The organism is Entomomonas asaccharolytica (assembly GCF_016653615.1).
Classification (GTDB): Bacteria; Pseudomonadota; Gammaproteobacteria; order Pseudomonadales; family Pseudomonadaceae; genus Entomomonas; species Entomomonas asaccharolytica.
Window position 1 is genome coordinate 2,994,110 of the sequence record NZ_CP067393.1, and the last position, 22,545, is coordinate 3,016,654.

A 22,545-nucleotide genomic window follows, 5' to 3' on the forward strand; every position below is an offset into this window, starting at 1 on the left:
TTTTAAAAATAATAACTAAATGAATAAATTATTCCTTTGAAACAAAATAATTTTAACTTTTTTAAAAATAGCACTTGCATATTTTCTCTGTTACCCGTAGAATGCGCGACACTTTCGGAGACGAAGGGTGGTTAGCTCAGCTGGGAGAGCATCTGCCTTACAAGCAGAGGGTCAGCGGTTCGATCCCGTTACCACCCACCAATTACAACGCAGCGGTAGTTCAGTTGGTTAGAATGCCTGCCTGTCACGCAGGAGGTCGCGGGTTCGAGTCCCGTCCGTTGCGCCACAAAATAAGCCTAGTTAATTGATTTAACTAGGCTTTTTTGTTTTTATAGCTTTCCTTAACCCCTATTTTAACCCCCATTATATTTTTTAACCTATCCTATTAAGTTAAATTTCAATTTTTAATTACGCGGGTAAAGAAAAAAGCCTATAGGGGCGGTCAATATAAAAAAGGGGATAACTTTTAATTATCCCTTTTGACTAAATAGCTTATTTATAAAGCAAAATTACTATTAATTCGGCTTGCACCCTCTTGTTGTTTTAAGTGGGGGTATTGTTGCCCTACTATATTAGCAACGTGATCTAGTTCATTAGGATAACAAAAGATAAATAAAGCCCATTTTTTACGCTTGGCGGTTAAATCCTCTGTCTGTTCTGCGTCTAAACATACTATAGAGCGTTCTCGGTCTATAATTAATCGTTTAGGCTCAAAATCGCGCCATTGCCAAGTATAATGCTTGTAAGCTGTTTCACGTTTGGCAAAACTATCTGAGTAAAATGTACCACCTGCCATTAAACCTACACCAATAGCCCCGCCTAAGCTAATTAAAATGGTTTCTGGCTTAATCAAAAAAGCGATAAACAATAAAACAGCTACCACGATAAAAAATATAGATAAGCCTTGTTTAATCTTATGGTAATAATCTTTCCAACATACTACCTCGATATGCTTTTCAGTTAAGCGATAACTATAGAGTTTACCGCCTAAAATACCTTGATAAATTAAAGCTAATAGAGGAAAGTAGAAACAACTAATTACACCTAATGGAATTAAAAATGTAGATGAAATATTACTTGCGGCTTTTAAACCTATTAGAAACATGATACTAGCCCATAGAGTTAAAGCACCTATAGCTAAATAAAACATTTTATAAATAAAAGCCTTATCATGGGGTAAGGCTCTTATTGTCCATGCTTTTAATAAAGGCTCTTGTAATGTTTTCCACTCAATAGCCTTTACCGTTTGCTGATTATACTTAGATAACTTAATAGTCATTATCATTCTCTATGTTTGCGCCAATGGGTAAACCAACCACTATATTATAGCGTTTAATCGCATGGTTAAATTTACCGCTTTTTAAATAGCTTTTATTTTCCTTACTGTCCTTTAAAAACTCAAGGCTAGTGATAGGGGTTTCTGGTTGCTCATGGCTTACTATATCCTTTTGGTTAAATAGTTCTATCTGATAAAGAAAAGAGTAATTTAATGATTGTTCATTAGTGGCTACGCTATCAAGGTTAGCTTTTTGTGATAGATCAAAGGGGTAACTAATTTGTAAATCAAGATAACTATTATTATATAGCCCATCATAAGGAAGCCATACATTATAGATAAAACGGTTATCAAAGCCCGTATAGCTATAATCAGGTTGTATAGTATCTACCCCTATAACAGGATTAGTAGGCAGTAAATTATCCATACTAATACTAGGATTAGACCAAAAGCCATTATTGGCTATACGTTGGGTTAAATCTTGACTATAGGCTTGGGTATCTAATAGGCGGCTATGGGTCATTAGGGTTGTTATCTCTATCGGGCAATAGTCCAGTTCTACAGGAAAAGAGAATTGCAACCAATAGCCCGTTGTTTGATAAACACAATTATCAAAGTTAGTTAATAACTTGCGGGTTTGTTTAATTTTTACCTCTGGATAAAGTAATATTTTATATAAGGCGGTTAGCTCGTCTAGTTGGTTTTGTTGTTCATCCTCTGTTATCCATTTTTGAGCAGTACCAAACACACAATTATCAATCCAAAGGGCTAGCCCCTCACGGTGGAATAACTCTATCCATAGGGTAGCCAGTAAATACACCACGCCCGCCACTAATAAAGCAGTCGTTACAAAAGCTCCCATAGCAAAAGCAATTCCCCATATAGACGAGCCAAGCCACATGCTTATACTTATTATTCCACCTGTAACCATAGCAGATAGCGAGGTAACTTTAGCTATTTGTCCTACTAACTCCAATCCATTACTAGAATAGAATAAATCATCTTGCATAGCCCCTATTTCAAAAGCCGCGCCAACTGCCATTAAACCATTTACAAAAGCGACCCTTTTAATCACCATTTCTATAATAGCCGCGCTACTGCCTACTTTACCGCCTACTTTTACTAAATTTTGTCTATATTGATAAAGGTCTTTAGTAGCTATAGTGGCTAATAGTTTAGTAGGGGTTAATAAGAGTTCTTTATGGTGTTTTAACATGCTAGCGGTATAGCGTAACTCTATTTGTGAAAACTCCGCCCATATAGGGGCTAGCCATAGCGCGCCAACTGCATTAGCAGTATAAAACATATTGCTAGTAATGGTGGCGTTGTCTTTATGCTCTTTAATGGCGTTAATAGTATTGGCTAAATTCCATAGTACCATAGCCATAGGTAGGCTTTTACCTTGCCATTGTTTAATATGTTGTTGGCTTCTTTCAATACCTTTAATTCGTGACTCTATTTTTAATAATCCTTGTTGCATGGCTTCTTGTTGTCCGCTTTGTAAAAATAGATAATCTTCACGCCCCATAGTAATAGGGAGACTATTTTCATCGGCTATAATGGCTATAGGTTGTCTGTGGTTGGTCATATAAATTTTGCGTTTTAGTTCTTTTCTGCGTTGGCTATTGGCTTTTATTATGGCTCTGTCGTGTTTATAGTCTACTTTTGGATAAGCAAGCCTTTGTTTTTTACGTTCCCCTGCTTTTTGGCTTAGGTCTCTATTTTGTTTAGCTAGTTTTTTATCTTCAGTAATCAGGCTGTTTAATTGGTCTTTCCAGTTAATAAAATCCTTATTAAATCTAAAGTTAGAGACTATTCTATAGTTATCTGAGCTAGTTAAGGTGGTGAAACTGGCATAAGCGGTGATTGCTTCAGGCGGTAAAGCCGCTAAACTAGCAAGGCTTTTTAATTGCATGGTTTTGTATAGGTCGCCTAATGGGGTTTTAATAAGTTCACAATAGGCTTGATAAGCGCGTTTTGCGGGCTTGGATAAGCTGTTATAGTATTTAGACGCTTTAAGCTGTGGATTAGTTAAAGCCCCTAGATAATCAGTTAAACGACTTGCCCCAAGATTAGCATAATCAAGGGCGGTTTTGTCTTGGTTGTCGCCCTGTGCTTTAATATTGCTTTGCTGTATTAAAATGGTAGCTATTTTACTAAAGAATTGTTGTAACTCTTGGTTGAAATGGAAAAAGCTATAACCAAATAGCGTGCTAGGTTTTGCAAGTTGTGCTTTTAGCCAGTCTTGCCCCGTTTTATCATAGTGGATAAAGGTTAGTATTTTATCGGCATAGTGATATAAAGCTAATGATTGGCTTTCGTTTACCATATCGTGTTGTAAGGCTGTACCTAATAAGCTAATAGGCAGTTTATTAAGCCATACTAATAAATCAGTTATTGTTATAGCGATATATTGTTGATAGAGGGCTATGGTTTGTTCTCGTGCTGTTAGGTGGTCAAAGACGCTATTAAAATCTAGTTTGCGCCTTAGCTGGCGGGTGTTGTTCCATTCTTCAATATGTTGTTGCCATGTGGTTATAACGGTCTCGCCCTCTATGTTGGTGGTGGTTACTTGTTGCTTGGGTAGTTGTTGCCATTTTGCTAAAAATTCTTTTTTACAGGTTTCAACTAAGGTTTGTTGTGCGTTTGCTAGGTTTTCCTGTGCTGTGGAATATGTACCACTTTGATAGATAGCTAATAGGCTAGCGGGTTCGAGTAGGTCGTTGCACACGTCTTTTAGGTATTGGTATTTTTTACCCGCCCCTTGTTGCAAAATGCTATCAGGTATAAATTCTTCAATCCCTGCGCCACAAGTGGGTATAAGTATTTGTGCAATATTATTTTTGCGTTGTTGGCTATGTTCGTAGGCTTCCATTGCGCTAATGGGATAAGCCGCATTTAACAGTAGGTCATCAATAATCGCTAGCGGGTCATCTAGGGCGATAAATAAAGCGTTCATAGGGTCGTTAAGATGGGCGATTAGTTCAGCTTTGGGAATGCTAATTGCTTGCTCACGTTTAAAGCCCTGTTGATGTTCAGTAGTTGTATTTGTAATGGTCGATGATAGGAAAGTAGTATTTGCTTGTTCGCTAAATATATCCGCTACACGTTTATCAATCTGGTTAATATATTCGGCATGGGGGGCGGTCATGGTGGCTATAAATTCAGGTAATTTAATTAACCGCATTGTTTGCTTGTGGTCTGTTTCTTTGATTGCTTTAAATTGACGGTGTGTCCATTGTACGGGGGAATAGGTTATATATACATGTTGGTTAGCGTTAAAGTAGAGGGCATATTCTGCCGCGCCTGTGGCTTGTCTTTGGTCTTGGGGTTGGTTTATATCGGTTTTTTTAAAGGTGGTTAATTGCCCTATTTTGTTAGGTGGGGTTATTTCGTACTCTGTCCAATCGTTTTCAAGTGTCCATATATAAAGCCATCCTTTACGCAATGGTCGCAAGGTATATTCACGGGTTTGTAAGGTGGGTAGATCGTTGTTAAATAGGGTATCTTGTTTAGTGAGTGAGTGATTGGTTTTTTTATGGGTTAGTTTATGCCAATCATCAGGGGTTAATTCTGCTTGTTGTGCTAATGACTCTAAAAATGGATTTTCATTAATCGCATAGCGTACAGGATAGATAGCGATTGTAGGGGATTGTAAAGGACAATTAGCTTGATAGCTGGCGGCTGTGGCTTTAAAGTTGTTTTTAATTAATGTTTCAACGGTTGGGATATAGTTTTGTTCGTTGTGATTAGTCATGGTTGTAACTCCATGTAGTAGTATTAGCAATGTTTAATGGGCGTTGTGCAAAAAAGGCGGCTAAGTTTTTTTCTAGCGGTAAGGGCTTATAGTGCGGGTTATCCGCTAGCCATTTTTGATAGTCGCCTTGTTGCTCGGTGGCGAATTGGTCGCCATATTCACAGCGCAAAATTGCAAACATTGCAATGCTTTGTTCACTAATAATTTGTTGTTGTTTGGCTTGCTGTAAGCAGTTATTAAGCCATTGGTTTATTTGTATATCATTAGCTTGTTGAAAATAGGTAGGGTAGGCTTGAATAATTAGTTTGTGTAGTTTTTCCTTTAGTCTAAATTGATAAGCTTTGTCTAGTGCTTCTAATTGTGGGTTAGCCAGTTTATTTATGGGTAAGTCTTTTTTTTCGGTTTGAGGGTTTATAAATTTATCCCATATTAAGGGTTGTGGTGTGTAATAGTTTGCTATGGGTTTTATGACTTGCCATTGTTGAATAGGGTTAAGTATGTCGGTTAGTTGGTCGTGGCTATAGCTGTTTAACCAATACCATGTTATTAAAGGATCAGCGAAACGAAATAATGATGTAATCCCTATTTCATCTTGAATAGTAATTAATTGGCTAAGGTGTTGTGCTATGACTGCTAAAGGTTCTTTACTATAAATAATAGTTGTACTGTTATACCATGTTGCTTGTATTTTATTAATCAGTGTTGAGTTAGCTAAGGTAGCTACTAGAATAGCCCCTAAATCATAGTTAGCTTGGAAAGGTGTATTTATATATAGGGGTAATATCTGTAACGGTTCATTAAGGCTATAAAGGTCATTGATCGCACTTTGGCGCATTACCCCATCTATTAAAATATAGCGGTTCATCAGTTACCCCCTGTTAGTTCACAAATAGCACAAATAGGATTAGCTGTTAATAGTGCTTCCCTTTGGGCTAATACAATAGGGGGCGAGTTAGTAGGCGTAACCGCTTGGCTATGATGTAAAGGCGGCAAGGGTGCGCTTGGTGTTCCCTCCATTGGTAAACCGCCCGTCCATACAGGCATAGTCATATAAATACCGCTAGGATTTAAAATTATATGCTGTCCGCCCGCTTTTAGGGTTAAAGATAGACCGCCATCTATTACGGTTTGCATTCCACTTTTAAGGTGTATTTCCATCCCTGCGCTTATGGTTTTAACTGTGCCTATACTTTCATGTTGAGAAAGTGCAATTTGTGTATAGTCATTCCCTAATATTTGGGTTTTTCTATCTAGGTTGGTTAGGTGGTGTTCTTCTGCTTTGTTTTTAGTGTATCTATTGCCCTTTATGGTTTCGCTGTGTTCATTTTGTACTTGTAGATGACTGTTATTATTAATTTGTACGGTATGGTTATTTTTTGTTAGTTGGTCGTAGTCTTTTTGTGATTGGATAAATATTTGTTCTTGGTTTGTTTTATCTTCTATTCTTAACTCATTGCTACCTATGCCACCTTTACTACTACTTGTTTTAAAAACTGATCTTGTTTTATTGGCGGGAAGCTCATAGGGTACTTGATTAACTCCGTTATGTAAGCAACCACTAACAATAGGTTGATCTATATCGCCCTCTATAAAATCAATAACTACTTCCATCCCTACACGGGGGATAATAACCGCCCCGTAACCATCCCCCGCCCAATTACTAGCCACGCGCACCCAATGCGAGCTATTTTCGTTAGCAGGGTTTATTCTATCCCAATGAAATAATATTTTTACTCGGCCATACTCATCGGTATATATTTCCTCGCCCTCTGCACCTGTTACTATTGCAGTTTGTGTGCCTAATACTTTGGGCTTTGGGTGTAGTCTTTGGGGTCTAATCTGTACAGTATGGGGAATGCTTACAAGGAAATTTCTATAACCTTGTTTAAAGCTATCTAAAGGTAGTTGTAAGGCTTCATTAATAGGATAAGTATAGTATTTAAATAATAAAGCGGGTTCTTGCATAAGCGCGCTTGCTTCGTTTCCTAAAGCCTCTAATACTTGCGGTTGTCTAGCTTGGTGGTATATTTGAGTAATTAGCCATTTATCGCCCGTATCTAAACTATCTAAGGCGGGATAATTATCTACTGTAAAACAATAGCCACTATGTAAGGTGGTTATATCGGTGTAGGCTTCGGCTAGAATATGGTTAGTGCGTAAGCGTTCTATTTCAATCTTGGCGTAGTGGTCGCCCCGTGCTTGGTTAAGGTGTTTTTGTGGGTAGTTGTAAAACTCAAGATTAGGTTCTATAGCATTATTGGCTTTTTTATGCTGCGTACCCTGTGCGCTAGCTTCAGGAATTTTCATATTTTCAAAGTTAAAGTTTCGATAACTCGCTGTTGTGGTTGCACTTGATAGGTTTATATCAAAACGTTTGAACACGGGATAATCTGCTACTAGCCCCGTGTCATTACAGTATTGAAAAGAATTAGCATAGTTAGCAAAAAAATGATTATTATCACTAAATACCATTAGATGATTATTTAATGAATGTTGGTAATGAATATTAATGCCTTCCTCTTGGCATAGACGATAGATAAAATGGGCTGTTGTTTCGTTATATTGACAACAAAAATCACGCTTTGGATATTCTTCTTTAAGTTTAAATTCAAAGTCTATGCCATGTTGGTAGCCTTTTTCAGTTAATAAAATACTAATGATCTCTATAACGGATTTATCTATAAATGCCCGTTGTTGTGTTTCGTGGTTTAAATGATAAAAGCGTGAGGCGATGATTATTTTAAATAAACTATAGTCTTTACCTACTGCGCCACGCTTAACAAATAATATATTACCGTGTATGCCTTGAGCTTTATCAGGGGTAAAGGATAGAAAAGCATTTTTACTGAGTAGTTGAGTAATATCATACCTAAGATGATTACTAACTAATGTGATTTCAAAAATATAACTACTGTTAATGGCTTCGATACCATCGAATGATAGGACTTGTAATTTACTGTTGGTTGTAATGTCTTGTAAATCGAGGGTGTAATGTGTTTTATTGGCTTCGCTGTGCATGGTCTCAATCCCTTTTATGAATAAGCCCCTAAAAACAGCGTATATAATGGGGGCGGGCTATAAGCGGGTTTGACCTTACCGAAAAGTAAAAAATCGGCGTACTCCGAAGAATACCCCGCTTACAGCCCGCCATAAAGCAGATACAACAAAGCACTAATAAGCGCAAAGTTATATCTATGGCGGTCATTTACTTTATTATGGGAGGTCAACCCCACACTCTACCGATTTAGATAGAGCGCGTTAATTAAACATCACAAGAAAATAAAAAACAAGTCTTTAGTAAGCTATTATTGTTTATTGCTGTTTGTTGGCGCGGTGTTTGCTTCGCGCACGCGTGCGCGTTTTGTAAAAGATTAGTTGTTAATACTATTAGATTAGCATTATTAAAAGAGTAAATACGCTTTTATCCCCCCCCTGTTTAAATTCGCGCCAGTAAAAAAATGACTGGTTAAGTGGTCTCTATTGAAATAGTTTTAAGGTTTTACTATACCCCTATAGTTTTAAGGGGGGGATAAGCTAAAAATTAAAAAAACGTAGAAAATGTAAACCGCTCCCCCTCGCACGTATAAAAAAAATCCTGTTTTTAAAAGTTGTTTACCTTAACATCTATTTAACTATAAGCCCTGTTAATCAACCACTATAATAAAATAAGGACTTAACAAATGTTTACATCAAGGTTTACTTTGTTGTTAAGGTGGGTTACTTCTGGGTTACTCTTTTTTATGGACTCCAATAATTCAACATATTTCAAAGGTTATTTATTTTCATTGGCTAGAGCTAATTGATAACATTGTTCTAGTTCTTGATCGGTTAGCTTGGCTAGGTCGCGTTTATGTTGTTCGCCAATAATAATATTAAGCGCGGGCGGTTGTTGTGTTGGCTGTGGCTCTGGCTTATTACCATAGACGCGGGGTTTAAGTTTTGAAGCTATCCACATTCTTGTTTGTATCTGTAATTTAGCCTTAGTTAGTGCGCCCCCTGTACAATAGGCTTTATCTGCAATATCTAATAAATCATCGGTTAGCATATCGGCTTGTATTTCTCGTGCTAGCTTGTACAGGTCGCAAAACTCCGCATTACTCGCTAACCATCGAAAAATAGTAGCCTTATCTGGCATATCTTCACTATGACAAATAGCCCTTAATGACTCGCCATTAATTAAACGGTCAATAATGGTTGTTGCTAGTTGTTCACTATATTTAGTTGGTCGTGCCATTAAATACCCTTGTATTATCCCGTGTATGCTTATTTTAAGCCATTTAAACATAAAATTAATAGTAAACAACAAGAAGTTTAAAAAGGGGCTTATAGGACGTTATTGAATAAATCACTATAAAAGGCTTGTATTGACTCATCTTGTTATTAGGATTATTCTAATTATTAGGTATTGACACTACCATCACAAGCGGTTACCGCTCCCGAAAGTTATAAGCGGTATTTTTACGTCCATTTTATATGGTTGGGTAGCGTGTAGTTATAGCCTAGAAATAGGTAAGCCTACAGACTGCGCTTGTGGCAGGTGTCAGTACCCAACCGCCCTATTGACACTAGGGCATTATAATTCCACAAGAGGGTGTAAAAATGTCTAATCCAATTAATAATCCACGCTTTAAAGCCTTAGATCAAGCCTCGCAAGGCTGTAATGAAAATGTTTTATATTTTGATAGCCAAGCCACAAGGGAAGCAAAACTTGAATGTTTAACCGCCCGTTTAAGTGCTTTAATGAGTGTATTAGAGTCATTACATGAATTTGAAAAACCGCCCGCTTATGCTTTGCAAAATATAGGCGTACTCTCCACTATTATGTTAAGTGACGTTACAAGTATTATTAAAAATATTCAACATGAAGAATTAACCAAGTAATAGTATTGTTTAAGGTGTATAAAAAAGACTGGTTTTAAAACTGGTCTTTTTTTTGGACTGAAAAAATTATACTGTTATGTTGTCGCGCGTGGGGGTGGTGCTTTTTGGTGCTTTCTCGCGCGTGGGGGTGTTCTCTAAGTGTTCACTTTTTCGGCTGTAAGAATTAAGTAACAAGGCTTTAAGGTGTGCAAAATGTGTTCACTTTTAAAAAGCACCATTTGCACCGCGTTGGGGGTGGTTCTCGTGGTTCTTTTTTTGGTTCTCTTAATAAAAAAAACTTTAGCCCATATTATCTATAAGCTAAAGTTTAATAGTTGTATTTGCAATTAGAGGCTAAATGATTTAGCCAATAAAATGATAGTATTTTTTATTAACTGGGTTAATTAGCCAATAAGCTAATATCTTAGATTTTTTAGTTAGTCTATCTATCAATTTAACTTTAACCAGTAATAGCCCGCTTTTATGGTATTAGCCACTATAACGGGTGGCTTGTCTATTAGTTCTACTAAGTCGAATTGATCTATTAATTTATGTTGTAGTAGATAATCAGGGGTAACTTGTAGAATATTGGCTATTTGATTAAGCCAATTATATTGGATTGGGCTTAGTTCGGTTAGTTGGAGTAATTTTCCGACATTTTGAGAATGCGCCAACAATTGATTTTTTATTGTGTCTTTATGCTGTTTTATATAGTTGGCTATTTCTTTTGTCACTCGATTACTCGGTTTAACATTTAATTTATTATCAGTAATGCTGATAGTTAAACCTTGTTTAGTTAGATATTGAATTGGATTAATCGAGGTCAAAATTTACCCCCTCATCATCGTCCATAAGTTCATTAATTGAATGGCTATTAGTATTGTTTTGTTGTGGTTGTAGCTCTTTTTTACTCTCTCCGCCCATAGTAACGGGGTTTTTAAACGTCACAACGTCACAGCCCTTGTACTGCTTATCTTTTAGCTCATTTTCAAAAGGTAACATTTCGCTTTTGTTACGTTTTGAAATTTGGCTACTTTCATTGTTTGCCTTTGCTTGTGACGGTGTGACGTTTTGAATAGGGGTATCTATGGGGGATAGGGTAAGGTAACGGTTAAAAGCGTCTTTAAATTGATCTTTTATATAGCCCTTTGCAGTATTTGAGCCTATTCTTATTGTTTTAGACACTATATCAAATTCTTTGAGTTGTTTTGATAGACTATTAGGGGTCATGCCTCGCCCTTTATTCCACATAAACCAGTTACTTTCGTTATCTTCATTAAGATAGGTGGCTAACTCGTGACTAAATATTCTATCAATACTTTTCATAGCTAATATAGTTTGTATATCTCTTAATAGTTCTGTTCTAATGCTGTCGTTTTCTTCTTGTTCGCCATTTATGCGTATCGCTGAGTTAATAGCAGTTTGCGGCCAATGTCCGCCCGCTAATTCGGCTATTTGTCGCAAGGACTCCCAACAATCGTTGGCGCGGTCATTAAGTTGGGTTAATGGTTCTAACTGGATATTAATTATTTTAAGTTGGTTATCTTGGGCGAATCTAGCCAGTTTTGCGCGCAATACTCGCCATTGTTCGGGGTCTGATTTATCTATGTTTTTAACGGTTTCGCCCTGTGTTTTGCGTCTTAGTTTTAAAGTAATACTTCTGTCCTGTAAGGTATCGGCTATTTTACCGATGCCACAAAGGGCTTTAGCTCCCCATACATTAAACGGGGTTGGTATTAAATCTTCGCCAACACAACGAATAATAAACGCACTTTCACGGGTAAAGCCTGAATTTATAATACCTCGCATATCATCATGTAATGATAGAAATGTATCAACTTCATCAATAAATAAAGTAGGCTTGTAAAGTTCTAAGAGTCTAAATAAAGAAGCACTAGAGATATTGGAGGTTATAAAGCCTTTATAAGATAGTCTTTTTAGGGTGCTAAGTAGTTTAGTTTTACCACATCTTTTTTCGGGTGCTGTGATATTGGCAATAGGGGCATAATTAACATAATCAATAAACCATGTATAACTAGCCCACAAAGTACAAGCGATAATTGTTTCATGATCGGCTATAACATATTGTTGTAAGGTGTCTTTAATTTCATTTAGTAGTTGCTCGCCATTAATAGGACTATCCCATATTTCGATTGGTGGAAATATGTCGTTTGTGTTTTGCTCTTGTTGTTGGTCTGGTTTTTGGGTGGTTAGTTTGTCAAATAAGGACATCGTAACCTTTTTACTTTCTTTTACTTGTTGTCGATAACGGTTATAGCAAGCGGGGTTATCTAGGTATAGTATTTTAAAGGCTTCGATAACTTCATTTTCTAAGACTGCGCCCGCGTCATCTGCTAACTTGGTTATTGCCTGTTGTATTATCTTTTCAGGGTCTAGGGCTTCCCATTGGTTACTATAGAGATCATTATTTGACATGCTGTAACCTCTTTAGACGTTGCAAGGCTAATTGATAGCGTTGTTTATCCGCTTTATTTAATAGTTGCCCTTTGTTTTGTTGTGCTTCTGCTATTTGAATAATTAGTCGCTCATGGGCTATTGCTTGTTTACTGGGAAGCTTTTTAAATGATGGGCTACTATTACCTTGTTTATGAGTAGGCTCATATTTAAATAAATCTTTTAATTGTAGCCCTATAGCGTTTACTATTTCGTTAGCAGTGCAACCACTCCAACACTTAAGTAATACGGTATTGTCTGTACATTCTGTAATCGTTAATGATGGGCTTTTATCGGCATGACTAGGACAAAGGGCTTGCCATTGGTTTAAACCGTCCTTAGTGGGCTTTTTAGCTTTTACTTTATCCAACTTATCTAATACTTTATCTATGGGTAATCGCTCAATCATGACTAGCCCCATTAAGTAAGTTATTTAATAGGGTTAATGATGATTGTACACACTCATTAAAAGCTCGTTGCATATCGCCAGTTAAACAAGCCTTTGCGGTTATTACTTGATAGTTATATTTATTGTTTTCTGTAGTGGTTAGTAGTTTAGCTAGTTGTTCGGCTTGTTCTCGTCGCTCAAAGATATGTAATGATGTGCTGATATGGTTATTATCTGTTTTTAGGGTGTAATAGGTTACTTCTGTATAGCTGATCTTTTCAATTGTGCCAGCTCCTTGTATTAGTTTTGTTAGCTGTTGTTCTGAATAAGCTATTTGTTTTATTAATTTAATAAACTGTTTTTTAGTACCTTTGTAATATTCTTCATTATGGCTATACAAAGGGGCTTGCTGTTTATTGAGATAAAAGGCGGTAGGCTGTCCTAGTTGGGCTAATAGCTGTTTGGCTTGGGTGGCTTGTTGTTGTGTTCTTAAGTTCAACAAAGGGAATTGCTTATAATTAGCGAGGTCATAACAAAGCGAATAATATTCATACCATCCGCCCATATAGTTAAAACTCTTTAGTAACTTGTATTTAGTGCGGTATTTATCGAGTAATTTAATGCTGTTATCAGCTTGTTTTTTAAATGTTGCGATAGCTTCAGCAGATAAACAAAGTAAATCTTTGGTTACTTGGTAATTTAAGCAGTAAATAAACTGTAAATAGTTGGCGCATTCTTCGGCCTCTAACGGTGTCCGAAAATTATAATTTAGATGATGTTCTGTTTTATCTTTAGTAAAGGATAAGTTATAAAATTCGATATAACCGCCCGCCAGTATATTGTAATCAGGTAAAGCAGATTGTAATTTTTGCTGTATATTGTCTTTTTCAGGGCATAACAAGCCCGTACTAATAAAATTAGTAGTCATAAGTAATTAACCTGTTAAAAGAGTTTAGAAACGTTTACAAAGGGGTATTTAATGCCTTTGTGCTTTCCATGATTGGATTACACGTCCAATAACTTCAAAATTTAATAAACTAGCTTGGTTTAGTGTTATTAGCTGATAGTGCTTATTATCAGGAATAAGTAATAATTGATTGCTTGGCATTCGTTGAATGCGTCTAATTAGGTGTTGCCCTTGTAACTTGATCTCATAAATTGAGTCACAATCTAATGTATTAATACGGGTGTCTATTAGTAATAAATCCCCGTTGTAAAAGGTATTACTCATAAAGTCATCAATACCATGTAATAAAACTAATTTAAGGCTAGGGTCTATAGGTATTAAACCGTTGTTAGCTTGGTCTATCTGTAAGTACATAATACGCCCCCCTTATTGCTTGGGGGTGCGTTGGGCTAGTTTTTCATCTAGCCAGTTCTGCACTTCGTTATATTCCCAAAAGGTAGCGCGCCCAACTTTGGTATATTGTGGGAATTGTGCAACGTTTACATAGTTGTAAATAGTGGCGCGTGACAGGCCAGTCATTTTTATAACTTCGGTTAGTTTAATAAAACGTTTTTCTTGTGGTGCTATAGTGGCATTGGTCATGCTGTTTTTTCCTCTGTAGTTGTAGGTAGTAATAACAGCATATATAAAAAAATTGGCTAGTTTGCCTATTTAGGCAAGGCAAAAGGCTATTAGGCTTTTTGTTGGTGACAGCATAAAAAAATTATGATTGTAGATTTATAACTGCTTTTAAGTGTTTGGCTATAGCTTCTCTACTTGGAGGATTGCAACCAGTTTCGGGGGCTATTTTTTCGCGTATTAGATCGGCTGTTTTATAACTCTGATTAAGGGGTAATTTTGCATAAGTACCCAAAATTTTAATTAATTGATACAAAGTTAAACGTTCTTTATTATGTAGCTCTGTTTGTGGTTGTTCGGCCTGTGTTGCTTGCTCTACAAAGTTTAATAAATAATCTGTCCTTATAATTAGATAAATATCATTAGGTAAGCAAGAGGCTATAGTTGCTTGTAATAGCTGGCGGTTATTTACGGTATAGTTTATTAATCGTCCATAAGTTAAGTTATCAGGCAAATAAAAAATAATACCTTTGTTATTGTTGTCAGGTCTTAGGGGAATGTCTGAATTATTATAGTAGTGTTGTTTTAAGATTAGATTACTATTATCAATCGTTACTAGATCACAATAAGAATTATCATTAATCAGTTGATAGTTGTTATTAAAGACAAAGGCGTTATTACTCTCTTTTGTGGCTAGTTCAATATAGGTATTATTCACAAAATACAAAGACAGCACTAATTTATTTTCTATAGCTAACCTATATAAATCCGTAGGCTTTACTAATTCATTAAAAACCATTGTTAAATAGTTACTTGCTTCCCCTATGGTTAGCCAATCCTTAAATTGCAATAGCTTGCTCATAACTTACCCTTAACTATTATTATTTGTAGTTAATTGGTTAGGTCGCCAATACTAGCCAATAAAAAAGCGGTTATTGTAAGAATGATTTTTTAATAAATTAATGCGCTATATGTGCAATATAAAAGGGTAATAAATAAGTCGTTTAATAGAAGATTTTTTATGATTTTTATTAATACATTTTGTATTTGTAACTATTACAGTTTGTATTTGCATTTATTTAAGTATGCTTAAATTTTTTGTTATTTTTATACAACTAAAGTTATATTTTAGGTTGTATTTCTGCGTCACGCGCAATATTTAAAGTGTAGTTTGTCTCTGTTGTGAGACAAGGGTTAAATAGGTACTTTTAGTACATAATTAAGAGCAATTATTAGTATTTGCAAGTAATACAGAAATGAATTATACATTTACGTATATGTAACTTTAAAGATAAACTTTAATAGCAATGCTACTTTTATTAGCCATCGGCTAATTTTTTTTAGCGGAAAATATTAGCAATTAGCTAATTTATTTAGCAAAAGCTAATTTTTATTACAAGAATTTCTTTAAATAATCAGTAATAGTTTAAAGAAAATCTTTAATTTTAAACTCAAGTTTTCTTAAGTAGCAATACTAGTTTTTACTAGTAGTAAGAGAGCTATTTTTTTATTTTAATTCAGGTTTTATCAGGTTTTTAGAAAGTTCTATCCGTTACACATCACAACCAAAGAGTAACAAGGCTTTTAGTGTAACGCTAAACTAAAAATAGAGTATTTTGTAACGTTTACGAGTTTAACTCTATTCCTTATATAGCTTATATTGTAACGTAGTAACGGATAAATACCTCCTAATTAAGGGGGATAGAAGAAAAGAAAGAGAAATTTAAAGGACTTTTGTAGTTGGCGCATTAAGAGAATAACCGCCAGTTTATTTATTAGTATTTAATATTTCATCTGCTAGTTTTATAGCAAATTTTTTTAATTGCGTTACTGATAATTCTATTTCAAAGTCAAAAGAAGGATTGTTATTATACCTATCTTTTATATTTAATTTTTCTATTATATTTGAATCTACACAAATAGCCTCAATATGAAAATGACAAATACCGTTTCGTATTCGTCTAATAAGGTCTTTTAATTTGTATTCTTTATTATCTGGTAATTTTTTTATAAAGCATTTCTTAAGCCCCCAATGAGGGTAATCATTGAATATATCTTCTAAATTTTTATTAAAAATATCTTGATAAAGAGATTCTCCACTGTGTATTTGACTCGGTAAAGCTAATAAACCCAAACAACAGTTAAGTAGTAATGTTACATCATTCTCCGTTCGTTCCTGTAGGTTATTTAATATATCCTTTGTTCTACTAATAAAATCTATTTTTATATTAGTGTATTCCGTCATCTATTTTCTCCTAAATATATTATTTTGTTATATTAAAATTATATGGTGCTATATAGCCATGATCTCTATTATAAATAATATAGTTACTCCACCATTGCATAATATTTATTCTTTCCTCTAAATGTTTAGCTTTATGAATATAGGCGGCTCTTACATTATTGCGCTCTAGGTGACTCATTTGGCGTTCAATAGCGTCTTCACTAAATAGACCGCTTTCTATTAATGCGCTACATGCAAGTGATCTAAAACCATGCCCGCATATTTCGGTTTTGGTGTCATAACCTACTTTTCTAAGTGCTTCGTTTATGGCATTTTCGGAAATGGGTTTTATACCATTGTAAGTAAATATTAGATCATAGTTGCCTGTTATTTCTTTTAGTTCAGTAAGTAAGGTTACCACTTGCTCTGATAAAGGTACTATATGGGCGGTCATCATCTTCGCCCCTCTATCTGCGAATCTTACTCCCTCGATTGCTTCTCTAGTTTCGGGAATAATCCATACTTTGTTAGTAAAGTCTATTTCATCCCATCGGGCGAACCTTAATTCGCTAGACCTTACAAAAGTATGTAAGGTTATTAGTAAGGCGTATTTAGTAACGGGATAATGGGGATAGCTATATAAGCGTTCGGCTAGTTCTTGTAAGCGGTCAATATTTAAAGCGGGGCGGTGGTCTGCTTTTCTTTCTATATCTAAACCTACTAAGTCAAGGGCAGGGTTAATAGTTATTATTCCTCTAATAACTGCTAATCTCATGATTTTAACTAGGGTTTGCCTTACTGTTTTAGCTACATCAAAATATTGTTGTTTCATTGCTTTTTGAATGGGTTGCATTAAGTCAGTAAAGGTTATAGTTGTAATATCTCTTTTCCCTAAGCTATCTAGTATGTAATTTTCTATTATTCTAGTCATTTTAGCAGTATGTACAGGTTTCCATTTTTTACTATCGGCTGTTTGTTTTAACCATTCCCTTGCTAATGGTTCAAATGTATTTTTATTATCAGTAACTAACTTAACTTTTTGCTTCTCTTGAAAGGGGTCTATCCCTTTAGCTAATAAGCCTTTTATTTCTTCCCTTTTGGCTCTAGCGTCTTTTAATGAGGTACTAGGATAATCGCCTACAGTAATTAATGATTCTCTACCATCAGGCTTATTATATTTAATTTTCCATACCTTACTTCCACTAGGGGCAATGGATAAGAAAAGGCCGCCACCATCAAATAACTTAAGATACTTTTTATTATCCACTTTAGTGTTGTTAATTTTTGTATCTGTTAAGGGGGTTATTAGTCTAGCCATTATTTAAAATCCTTTAAGGGTTAGATTATTTAACCCCTATATTAACCCCTATTATTATAGGCTGTCTATAGCGCTATACACATCCGCCATGATACATTATCCTTATATATCAATTGATATACCTAGCTTTATATATAATCATGGATTAACATAAATAATTGTTCGAGGCTCGTCCGTTGCGCCATTATAAAAAGCCAGTAATGTTAATTACTGGCTTTTTTATTTGTTCTAAATATTTTCTAAAAGTACCAAATATAACCATCTTTAATTCTTTTGATAAATCATTTCATTTAATTTAGATAATATACAATCACCAAAACCACCTTGAGCCTTAAAGTCTTGCCTACAGCTTGTGTACACCCTTGGCTTGTTTGTCCATGCTATTTCAACACCTGTTGCTATGAGTGCATCAATCAGTGCTTGATCTTCACTGCATTTTAAAGGTTGAAAGCCGCCAACACTTAAGTAAGCTTCTGTCGTTAGCCCAAGATTAGCACCATGCACATGACGATGATTTTCTTTATCATTATAATTGTCAAAAAAATCCTGTTTTATAATGGGAGCATATTCACCATATTGTTCCCAATCAGATACTTCTACTGTTCCACAAACTACTGAACTATTTAATGCTAATTGATCTACTAACCATGAGTCAGACACAATTGTATCTGCATCAGTAAACGCTAACCAATTAACTTGTTTCTGAATAAGATAACTTACGCCTACTCTACGAGCCAGTCCAACATTACGAACATTACATATTATATGATCTAATTTGAATTCTTTAACAATATCTAAACTTCCATCAGTGCAACTATCTAATACAATCACTATATGAGTATGTCTATTTAAATCAGGATGATTAATCGCTCGAATAAGGGAGATTAAACAGTTATATAAACGTGCCTCTTCATTATGAACGGGAATTGTAATACCTATCATATATACCTCTTAGTCGCACTTGCACCAACTATCAATTAAAAATAATTTATCTTTATGTGTTAGTTGATGACGAAGATTATGAGTTTGACTTACTAGCTGATGTATGTGTTGTGTATCTTGGAGACGATCATGACAATCAGGTAGCCAATTGCAAAATATTAGCTCACCATCTACCGCTAAAGAATTTACACAGCAACTAATAATTAATTTAAGATCATCATCCGTCAGATAGTAGGCAAACTCACTAACTACAATAAGATCAAACTTTGCTTTAGTATCAGCAGGCCACTGTGCAGGTAAATCTAAGCATCTAAATTCAACATGGCTTTGCTCAGCCAATTTCTCTTTTGCTATTTCCAGTGCAATTGAGGAGAAATCAAAGCCAAGTAAAAAATTACAACGTTTGCTTAGTAACTCTGTGTTAAACCCTGTACCACAACCTAACTCCAATATTTGGTTATAATGTTGTTTAATTAGACAGGCATTAATTAAATGACGTTTACGTTTTTCATACCAGTCATCCTCATTTTGCCAAGGTTTATCGCTAGATTGATATAGCTGATCAAAATACTGTGCATCTAACATCATATAAATACAACCTCATAGGGTCTGGTAAAACGGTCTATAACGTAATAGGGTAAAATAGGGGTAGTGGGTACGTTTTTATCAACAGTTGTTTGACTTTGAAAAGCGAATAAAGCCTCTTTTTTACGCATTTGTAGCGTTTTATCTAACTCTATTACTCTCGCTCTTTGCCAAGGAATACGATTCTCTTTTGGATTAGCCCAATGCCACATCCATATGGGGGTTTGAATTAATGGAATATTGAGCTTATTAGTTACTGTAACGGCTACTTCTGTTACCGCTTCATGGTCTGGATGGCCGTCTAATATCCAAGGGCTAAGCACAATATCATCAATAGTTAATAGGGAAATTAGTTTCTGGCTTAATATTTTCTTATATTTTTGTACTTCACCATCAGGGATTTCTAAGCGCTCAATATCACATTGAATATTCAACAACTGTAATGCTGTATCAGATTCTTTTGGCCTTACCTCTTTTAATTTGGTGGTTGTCCAATACACAGAATTTTGATGGCTTGCTTCTCCATCTGTTACAGCGATAATCAATATAGGAATCTCTATTTGGCTTAATAACGCTAAAATTCCTCCACAAGCTAATACCTCATCATCTGGATGGGGAGCAAGGAGTACTACACGTTGTTTCTGCCCTACTAAATACTGTGCGCTGATAGAGGCTAGTTTTAAACTATCTAACCATTGTTTCCATTCATTTTCAGAAGTGCCTTTTCCAAAAATTAGCCTATCTTCATCTAGAGTTGCCACTGCTCATTACCCCTTGCTAAAACTAGCTCTGCCAAATTAGCTTGATCAAATTCGGCATGACTTTGTCGGATAAAGACAGGGATATCAGCCATTAATTGTGCAAAATCATTATCTAAGCAAAAAGGAACAGCTCCTAATGCCCGCGAAGCACGACATAAAATTTCTTCAGCCGCACTTTCAACCGATAAACGCATTCTAGAAATTTGTTGTAAATGATTACCTTCTGGTTGCATATCAATTGCAATGGCAGTGTCCCGAATTAGACTTAAATTAGCCGCTAATAAACTATCAATTGCTCCTAAATGGGCTAATTTATAGGGATTGGCTTTTTTGTTTGTGTTATTTTTTACATAGTGTGCAACTTTGCATAAAGCCCCATACCAACAGCTCGCAACCCCTGCGGCACCATATATAAATCCTACACGATTTAGGTATTCGTTAGCATTTCCAACAATAGTAGCTTTAGTATCATTAAAGGTAACATTATAACTATTGGTGTTTTTCATACCTACAGCTTGCCAATTACTGGTATCAATACTAATACTGGGATCATCTAACGCTACGGCAACTAAGTATTTTTGCTCTTCAAATAACACACTAACTAGCGCATGAGTGAGACCAACAGCCCCCGAACACCAAGCTTTAGTTCCTGTTATAGATACTTGTTTATTAGCCGCACATTCTGTGGTTTGACTGATTTCAACTTTATAATGCGGAGGCTCTGCGCACCAAACTCCCCATAAACTATCAGTGTTAAAGTTCATAGCATTTAATTCATTTAAGATAGCTTTTGCATCACAATGAGATTCATAAAATTTTGCTAAACTTAAATCTGTAGTTGCCATATGCGCTAGCACTTGCCATCGTTCTAATGTATTCCCTGATGCAGGTAATGGAATATCATCAAGTTTATTAATAACAATATATTTTAGAATTTCTAACGGTGCAGAATTTTTATGTTTTTCAATAATTGTATTCAAACCTTTAATAGTTTCTTCACTAGAAAATTTCATAATGTCTCCCTTTTATAACCAAATATTAAAAACAAATTGCTTGTTTGTTTGATACACTACTTGTTAAGTCTGTTAAATACGTGTCAAACCAATGTTGTGCATCTTTAGCAAGCACTTTTTCATAGAGCAATTTATGACGTTCTTTACGTTCTTGTTTCGGCATTTTTAAAGCTAACACTAATTTTTTGGTGATATTGTCTATATCATAAGAATCAATAAGCAATGCACCCTCTGCAAACTCATTAGCTACCCCTGCATATTTTGATAACACCAATACCCCAGGATTATTAGCATCTTGTGCAGCCACAAATTCTTTGGCTATTAAATTCATACCATCTTTAAAGGAGGTAACTAATCCCACATCCGCTCGATGTAATAAAGCTAATAGTTTCTCTCTTGATACAGCCTTATTAGTGTAGTTAATGGCTGGTTGTGAATTTTTTTGCCATTTTTTATTAATTCTGTTTATTTCGCTTTCAAGCTCATGTCGACAATTTTGATAATCTGGAATATATTCTCGAGTTAGTGCATTAATATGATGTAAAATAACTTTTTCACTTATAGAATTATTGGTTTGTAATAACTTTTCATAAGCCAAAACACAATTAGCTAACCCTTTAATATAATCTAGTCGATCCGCATTAATAATTATTTGATGGTTTGAAGAGTTTAGAGGTAATTTTGGTTGACTGGTGTGGCTTCTTTTAATTGTTTTTTTAATTTTATCTACACATATTCCTACAGGGTAAACTCCAACTTTAATCACAGTTCCTTTGTATAAAATTTCATCTTTATATATAAATACTTCTGAACAACACTGATTTATACAGGATTTAAAAGCATCCAAATCATCCTTTGTTTGGAAACCTAGTAAATCATAACTTAGCATAGCCTCTAATAATTCTTTATATTTGGGTATTGTTCTAAGACCATCTAAATTAGGAAAAGGGATATGTAAGAAAAAACCTAATGAGTTTCTTACGCCTAAATTCCTACATTTTTTAGCTAAGGATAATAAATGATAATCATGAACCCAAACTATATCGTCTACATCTGTAGATAACTGTACAAGCTTAGCAAAACGACAATTAATTTCTTTATAGCTATTATAAGATGAGGGATGGTAATGACATAAATCTGTACGCGAATGAAAAATAGGCCATATGACTTGATTAGCGAACTGACAATAGTATTTGTTGTATTCTACTGCTGATAGTGACATGGTGATAAAATGAGTATTATTTTTTTTATGTACTTTAAAATCTTTGGTGTTGTCACTAATTTCGCCATTCCAACCTATCCAAGTACAAGGTTTGTTTTGAATGGCATCTAACAACCCGTTAACTAAACCACCTGTATTAGGTTGGTCACTCAAAATATTAGGGATACGATTTGAAACAATCACTAAACGACTCATTAAAATAGACCTTTATAGAGAAAAG

The 22,545-nt window shown here is 35.1% G+C and carries 20 protein-coding genes and 2 tRNA genes; 3 read left to right on the forward strand and 19 right to left on the reverse strand.

The features are described from left to right. Positions 1-125: 125 nt before the first annotated feature. Both JHT90_RS13960 and JHT90_RS13965 read left to right on the forward strand, forming a co-directional pair. Positions 126-201: transfer RNA gene (locus JHT90_RS13960), tRNA-Val, on the forward strand. An 8-nt stretch (positions 202-209) separates the two neighbouring features. Then, positions 210-286: transfer RNA gene (locus JHT90_RS13965), tRNA-Asp, on the forward strand. 210 nt (positions 287-496) lie between these two features. Here JHT90_RS13965 and JHT90_RS13970 read toward each other — a convergent pair. From JHT90_RS13970 to JHT90_RS13990, 5 genes are all read right to left on the reverse strand, one after another. Beyond that, a complete protein-coding gene (locus JHT90_RS13970; protein ID WP_201092092.1) occupies positions 497-1,279 on the reverse strand; it encodes a hypothetical protein in 783 nt (260 codons plus the stop codon). Continuing rightward, positions 1,269-5,033, reverse strand: coding sequence for a toxin VasX (locus JHT90_RS13975; RefSeq protein ID WP_201092093.1), 3,765 nt, complete (start codon positions 5,031-5,033; stop codon positions 1,269-1,271). Before JHT90_RS13975 ends, JHT90_RS13970 begins: the two co-directional genes overlap by 11 nt. Then, complete coding sequence (locus JHT90_RS13980; RefSeq protein ID WP_201092094.1) at positions 5,026-5,898, reverse strand: DUF4123 domain-containing protein; 873 nt, start codon at positions 5,896-5,898, stop codon at positions 5,026-5,028. Before JHT90_RS13980 ends, JHT90_RS13975 begins: the two co-directional genes overlap by 8 nt. Then, complete coding sequence (locus tag JHT90_RS13985) at positions 5,898-8,051, reverse strand: type VI secretion system Vgr family protein (protein WP_201092096.1); 2,154 nt, start codon at positions 8,049-8,051, stop codon at positions 5,898-5,900. The genes JHT90_RS13980 and JHT90_RS13985 overlap by 1 nt, the downstream gene beginning before the upstream one ends. Before the next feature lie 754 nt (positions 8,052-8,805). After that, positions 8,806-9,267, reverse strand: a complete 462-nt coding sequence (locus tag JHT90_RS13990; RefSeq protein ID WP_201092097.1) for a terminase small subunit-like protein — start codon at positions 9,265-9,267, stop codon at positions 8,806-8,808. 365 nt (positions 9,268-9,632) lie between these two features. On the opposite strand from JHT90_RS13990, the gene JHT90_RS13995 reads away from it, so the two are divergent. Beyond that, entirely contained in the window at positions 9,633-9,914 is a 282-nt protein-coding gene (locus tag JHT90_RS13995; RefSeq protein ID WP_201092098.1) for a hypothetical protein, read from the forward strand. A gap of 428 nt (positions 9,915-10,342) precedes the next feature. On the opposite strand, the gene JHT90_RS14000 is transcribed toward JHT90_RS13995, so the two are convergent. The 14 genes from JHT90_RS14000 to JHT90_RS14065 form a co-directional block, all read right to left on the reverse strand. Then, positions 10,343-10,720 (reverse strand): hypothetical protein, encoded by a 378-nt coding sequence (locus tag JHT90_RS14000; protein WP_201092100.1) that lies wholly within the window; start codon positions 10,718-10,720, stop codon positions 10,343-10,345. After that, positions 10,707-12,329 (reverse strand): DUF3631 domain-containing protein, encoded by a 1,623-nt coding sequence (locus tag JHT90_RS14005; protein ID WP_201092102.1) that lies wholly within the window; start codon positions 12,327-12,329, stop codon positions 10,707-10,709. The genes JHT90_RS14000 and JHT90_RS14005 overlap by 14 nt, the downstream gene beginning before the upstream one ends. Beyond that, positions 12,319-12,756: a virulence-associated protein E gene (locus JHT90_RS14010; RefSeq protein ID WP_236253971.1), complete on the reverse strand. Its 438-nt coding sequence runs from the start codon at positions 12,754-12,756 to the stop codon at positions 12,319-12,321. The genes JHT90_RS14005 and JHT90_RS14010 overlap by 11 nt, the downstream gene beginning before the upstream one ends. Continuing rightward, the gene (locus JHT90_RS14015) at positions 12,749-13,663 is read right to left on the reverse strand and encodes a hypothetical protein (RefSeq protein WP_201092107.1); all 915 of its coding nucleotides are present in this window, start codon (positions 13,661-13,663) and stop codon (positions 12,749-12,751) included. The genes JHT90_RS14010 and JHT90_RS14015 overlap by 8 nt, the downstream gene beginning before the upstream one ends. 48 nt (positions 13,664-13,711) lie before the next feature. After that, the gene (locus tag JHT90_RS14020; RefSeq protein ID WP_201092109.1) at positions 13,712-14,056 is read right to left on the reverse strand and encodes a S24 family peptidase; all 345 of its coding nucleotides are present in this window, start codon (positions 14,054-14,056) and stop codon (positions 13,712-13,714) included. Between the two features lie 12 nt (positions 14,057-14,068). Next, positions 14,069-14,284: a helix-turn-helix transcriptional regulator gene (locus JHT90_RS14025; RefSeq protein ID WP_201092111.1), complete on the reverse strand. Its 216-nt coding sequence runs from the start codon at positions 14,282-14,284 to the stop codon at positions 14,069-14,071. 121 nt (positions 14,285-14,405) lie between these two features. Beyond that, positions 14,406-15,122 (reverse strand): hypothetical protein, encoded by a 717-nt coding sequence (locus JHT90_RS14030; RefSeq protein ID WP_201092113.1) that lies wholly within the window; start codon positions 15,120-15,122, stop codon positions 14,406-14,408. Positions 15,123-16,028: 906 nt separating this feature from the next. After that, positions 16,029-16,505: a HEPN family nuclease gene (locus JHT90_RS14035; protein WP_201092115.1), complete on the reverse strand. Its 477-nt coding sequence runs from the start codon at positions 16,503-16,505 to the stop codon at positions 16,029-16,031. A gap of 19 nt (positions 16,506-16,524) precedes the next feature. After that, a complete protein-coding gene (locus JHT90_RS14040) occupies positions 16,525-17,802 on the reverse strand; it encodes a tyrosine-type recombinase/integrase (protein ID WP_201092117.1) in 1,278 nt (425 codons plus the stop codon). Between the two features lie 264 nt (positions 17,803-18,066). Next, entirely contained in the window at positions 18,067-18,744 is a 678-nt protein-coding gene (locus JHT90_RS14045; RefSeq protein ID WP_201092119.1) for a glycosyltransferase, read from the reverse strand. A 9-nt stretch (positions 18,745-18,753) separates the two neighbouring features. Next, positions 18,754-19,332, reverse strand: a complete 579-nt coding sequence (locus tag JHT90_RS14050; RefSeq protein ID WP_201092121.1) for a class I SAM-dependent methyltransferase — start codon at positions 19,330-19,332, stop codon at positions 18,754-18,756. Beyond that, positions 19,329-20,090 carry a PIG-L deacetylase family protein gene (locus tag JHT90_RS14055; RefSeq protein ID WP_201092123.1) on the reverse strand — a complete coding sequence of 254 codons (762 nt, stop codon included), beginning with the start codon at positions 20,088-20,090 and terminating at the stop codon, positions 19,329-19,331. The genes JHT90_RS14050 and JHT90_RS14055 overlap by 4 nt, the downstream gene beginning before the upstream one ends. Further along, positions 20,078-21,103: an acyl-CoA/acyl-ACP dehydrogenase gene (locus JHT90_RS14060; RefSeq protein WP_201092124.1), complete on the reverse strand. Its 1,026-nt coding sequence runs from the start codon at positions 21,101-21,103 to the stop codon at positions 20,078-20,080. The genes JHT90_RS14055 and JHT90_RS14060 overlap by 13 nt, the downstream gene beginning before the upstream one ends. A gap of 25 nt (positions 21,104-21,128) precedes the next feature. Then, on the reverse strand, positions 21,129-22,520 hold the full coding sequence (locus JHT90_RS14065; RefSeq protein ID WP_201092125.1) for an alpha,alpha-trehalose-phosphate synthase (UDP-forming): 1,392 nt from the start codon (positions 22,518-22,520) through the stop codon (positions 21,129-21,131). Positions 22,521-22,545 lie beyond the last annotated feature (25 nt).

Coding starts and splice junctions, on each gene's coding strand:
- JHT90_RS14025 (WP_201092111.1), bottom strand. CDS start 14,284: ATGACCAATGCCACTATAGCACCACAAGAAAAACGTTTTATTAAACTA.
- JHT90_RS13975 (WP_201092093.1), bottom strand. CDS start 5,033: ATGACTAATCACAACGAACAAAACTATATCCCAACCGTTGAAACATTA.
- JHT90_RS14050 (WP_201092121.1), bottom strand. CDS start 19,332: ATGATGTTAGATGCACAGTATTTTGATCAGCTATATCAATCTAGCGAT.
- JHT90_RS13990 (WP_201092097.1), bottom strand. CDS start 9,267: ATGGCACGACCAACTAAATATAGTGAACAACTAGCAACAACCATTATT.
- JHT90_RS14030 (WP_201092113.1), bottom strand. CDS start 15,122: ATGAGCAAGCTATTGCAATTTAAGGATTGGCTAACCATAGGGGAAGCA.
- JHT90_RS14020 (WP_201092109.1), bottom strand. CDS start 14,056: ATGTACTTACAGATAGACCAAGCTAACAACGGTTTAATACCTATAGAC.
- JHT90_RS13985 (WP_201092096.1), bottom strand. CDS start 8,051: ATGCACAGCGAAGCCAATAAAACACATTACACCCTCGATTTACAAGAC.
- JHT90_RS13970 (WP_201092092.1), bottom strand. CDS start 1,279: ATGACTATTAAGTTATCTAAGTATAATCAGCAAACGGTAAAGGCTATT.
- JHT90_RS14065 (WP_201092125.1), bottom strand. CDS start 22,520: ATGAGTCGTTTAGTGATTGTTTCAAATCGTATCCCTAATATTTTGAGT.
- JHT90_RS13980 (WP_201092094.1), bottom strand. CDS start 5,898: ATGAACCGCTATATTTTAATAGATGGGGTAATGCGCCAAAGTGCGATC.
- JHT90_RS14010 (WP_236253971.1), bottom strand. CDS start 12,756: ATGATTGAGCGATTACCCATAGATAAAGTATTAGATAAGTTGGATAAA.
- JHT90_RS14045 (WP_201092119.1), bottom strand. CDS start 18,744: ATGATAGGTATTACAATTCCCGTTCATAATGAAGAGGCACGTTTATAT.
- JHT90_RS14005 (WP_201092102.1), bottom strand. CDS start 12,329: ATGTCAAATAATGATCTCTATAGTAACCAATGGGAAGCCCTAGACCCT.
- JHT90_RS14015 (WP_201092107.1), bottom strand. CDS start 13,663: ATGACTACTAATTTTATTAGTACGGGCTTGTTATGCCCTGAAAAAGAC.
- JHT90_RS13995 (WP_201092098.1), top strand. CDS start 9,633: ATGTCTAATCCAATTAATAATCCACGCTTTAAAGCCTTAGATCAAGCC.
- JHT90_RS14060 (WP_201092124.1), bottom strand. CDS start 21,103: ATGAAATTTTCTAGTGAAGAAACTATTAAAGGTTTGAATACAATTATT.
- JHT90_RS14040 (WP_201092117.1), bottom strand. CDS start 17,802: ATGGCTAGACTAATAACCCCCTTAACAGATACAAAAATTAACAACACT.
- JHT90_RS14035 (WP_201092115.1), bottom strand. CDS start 16,505: ATGACGGAATACACTAATATAAAAATAGATTTTATTAGTAGAACAAAG.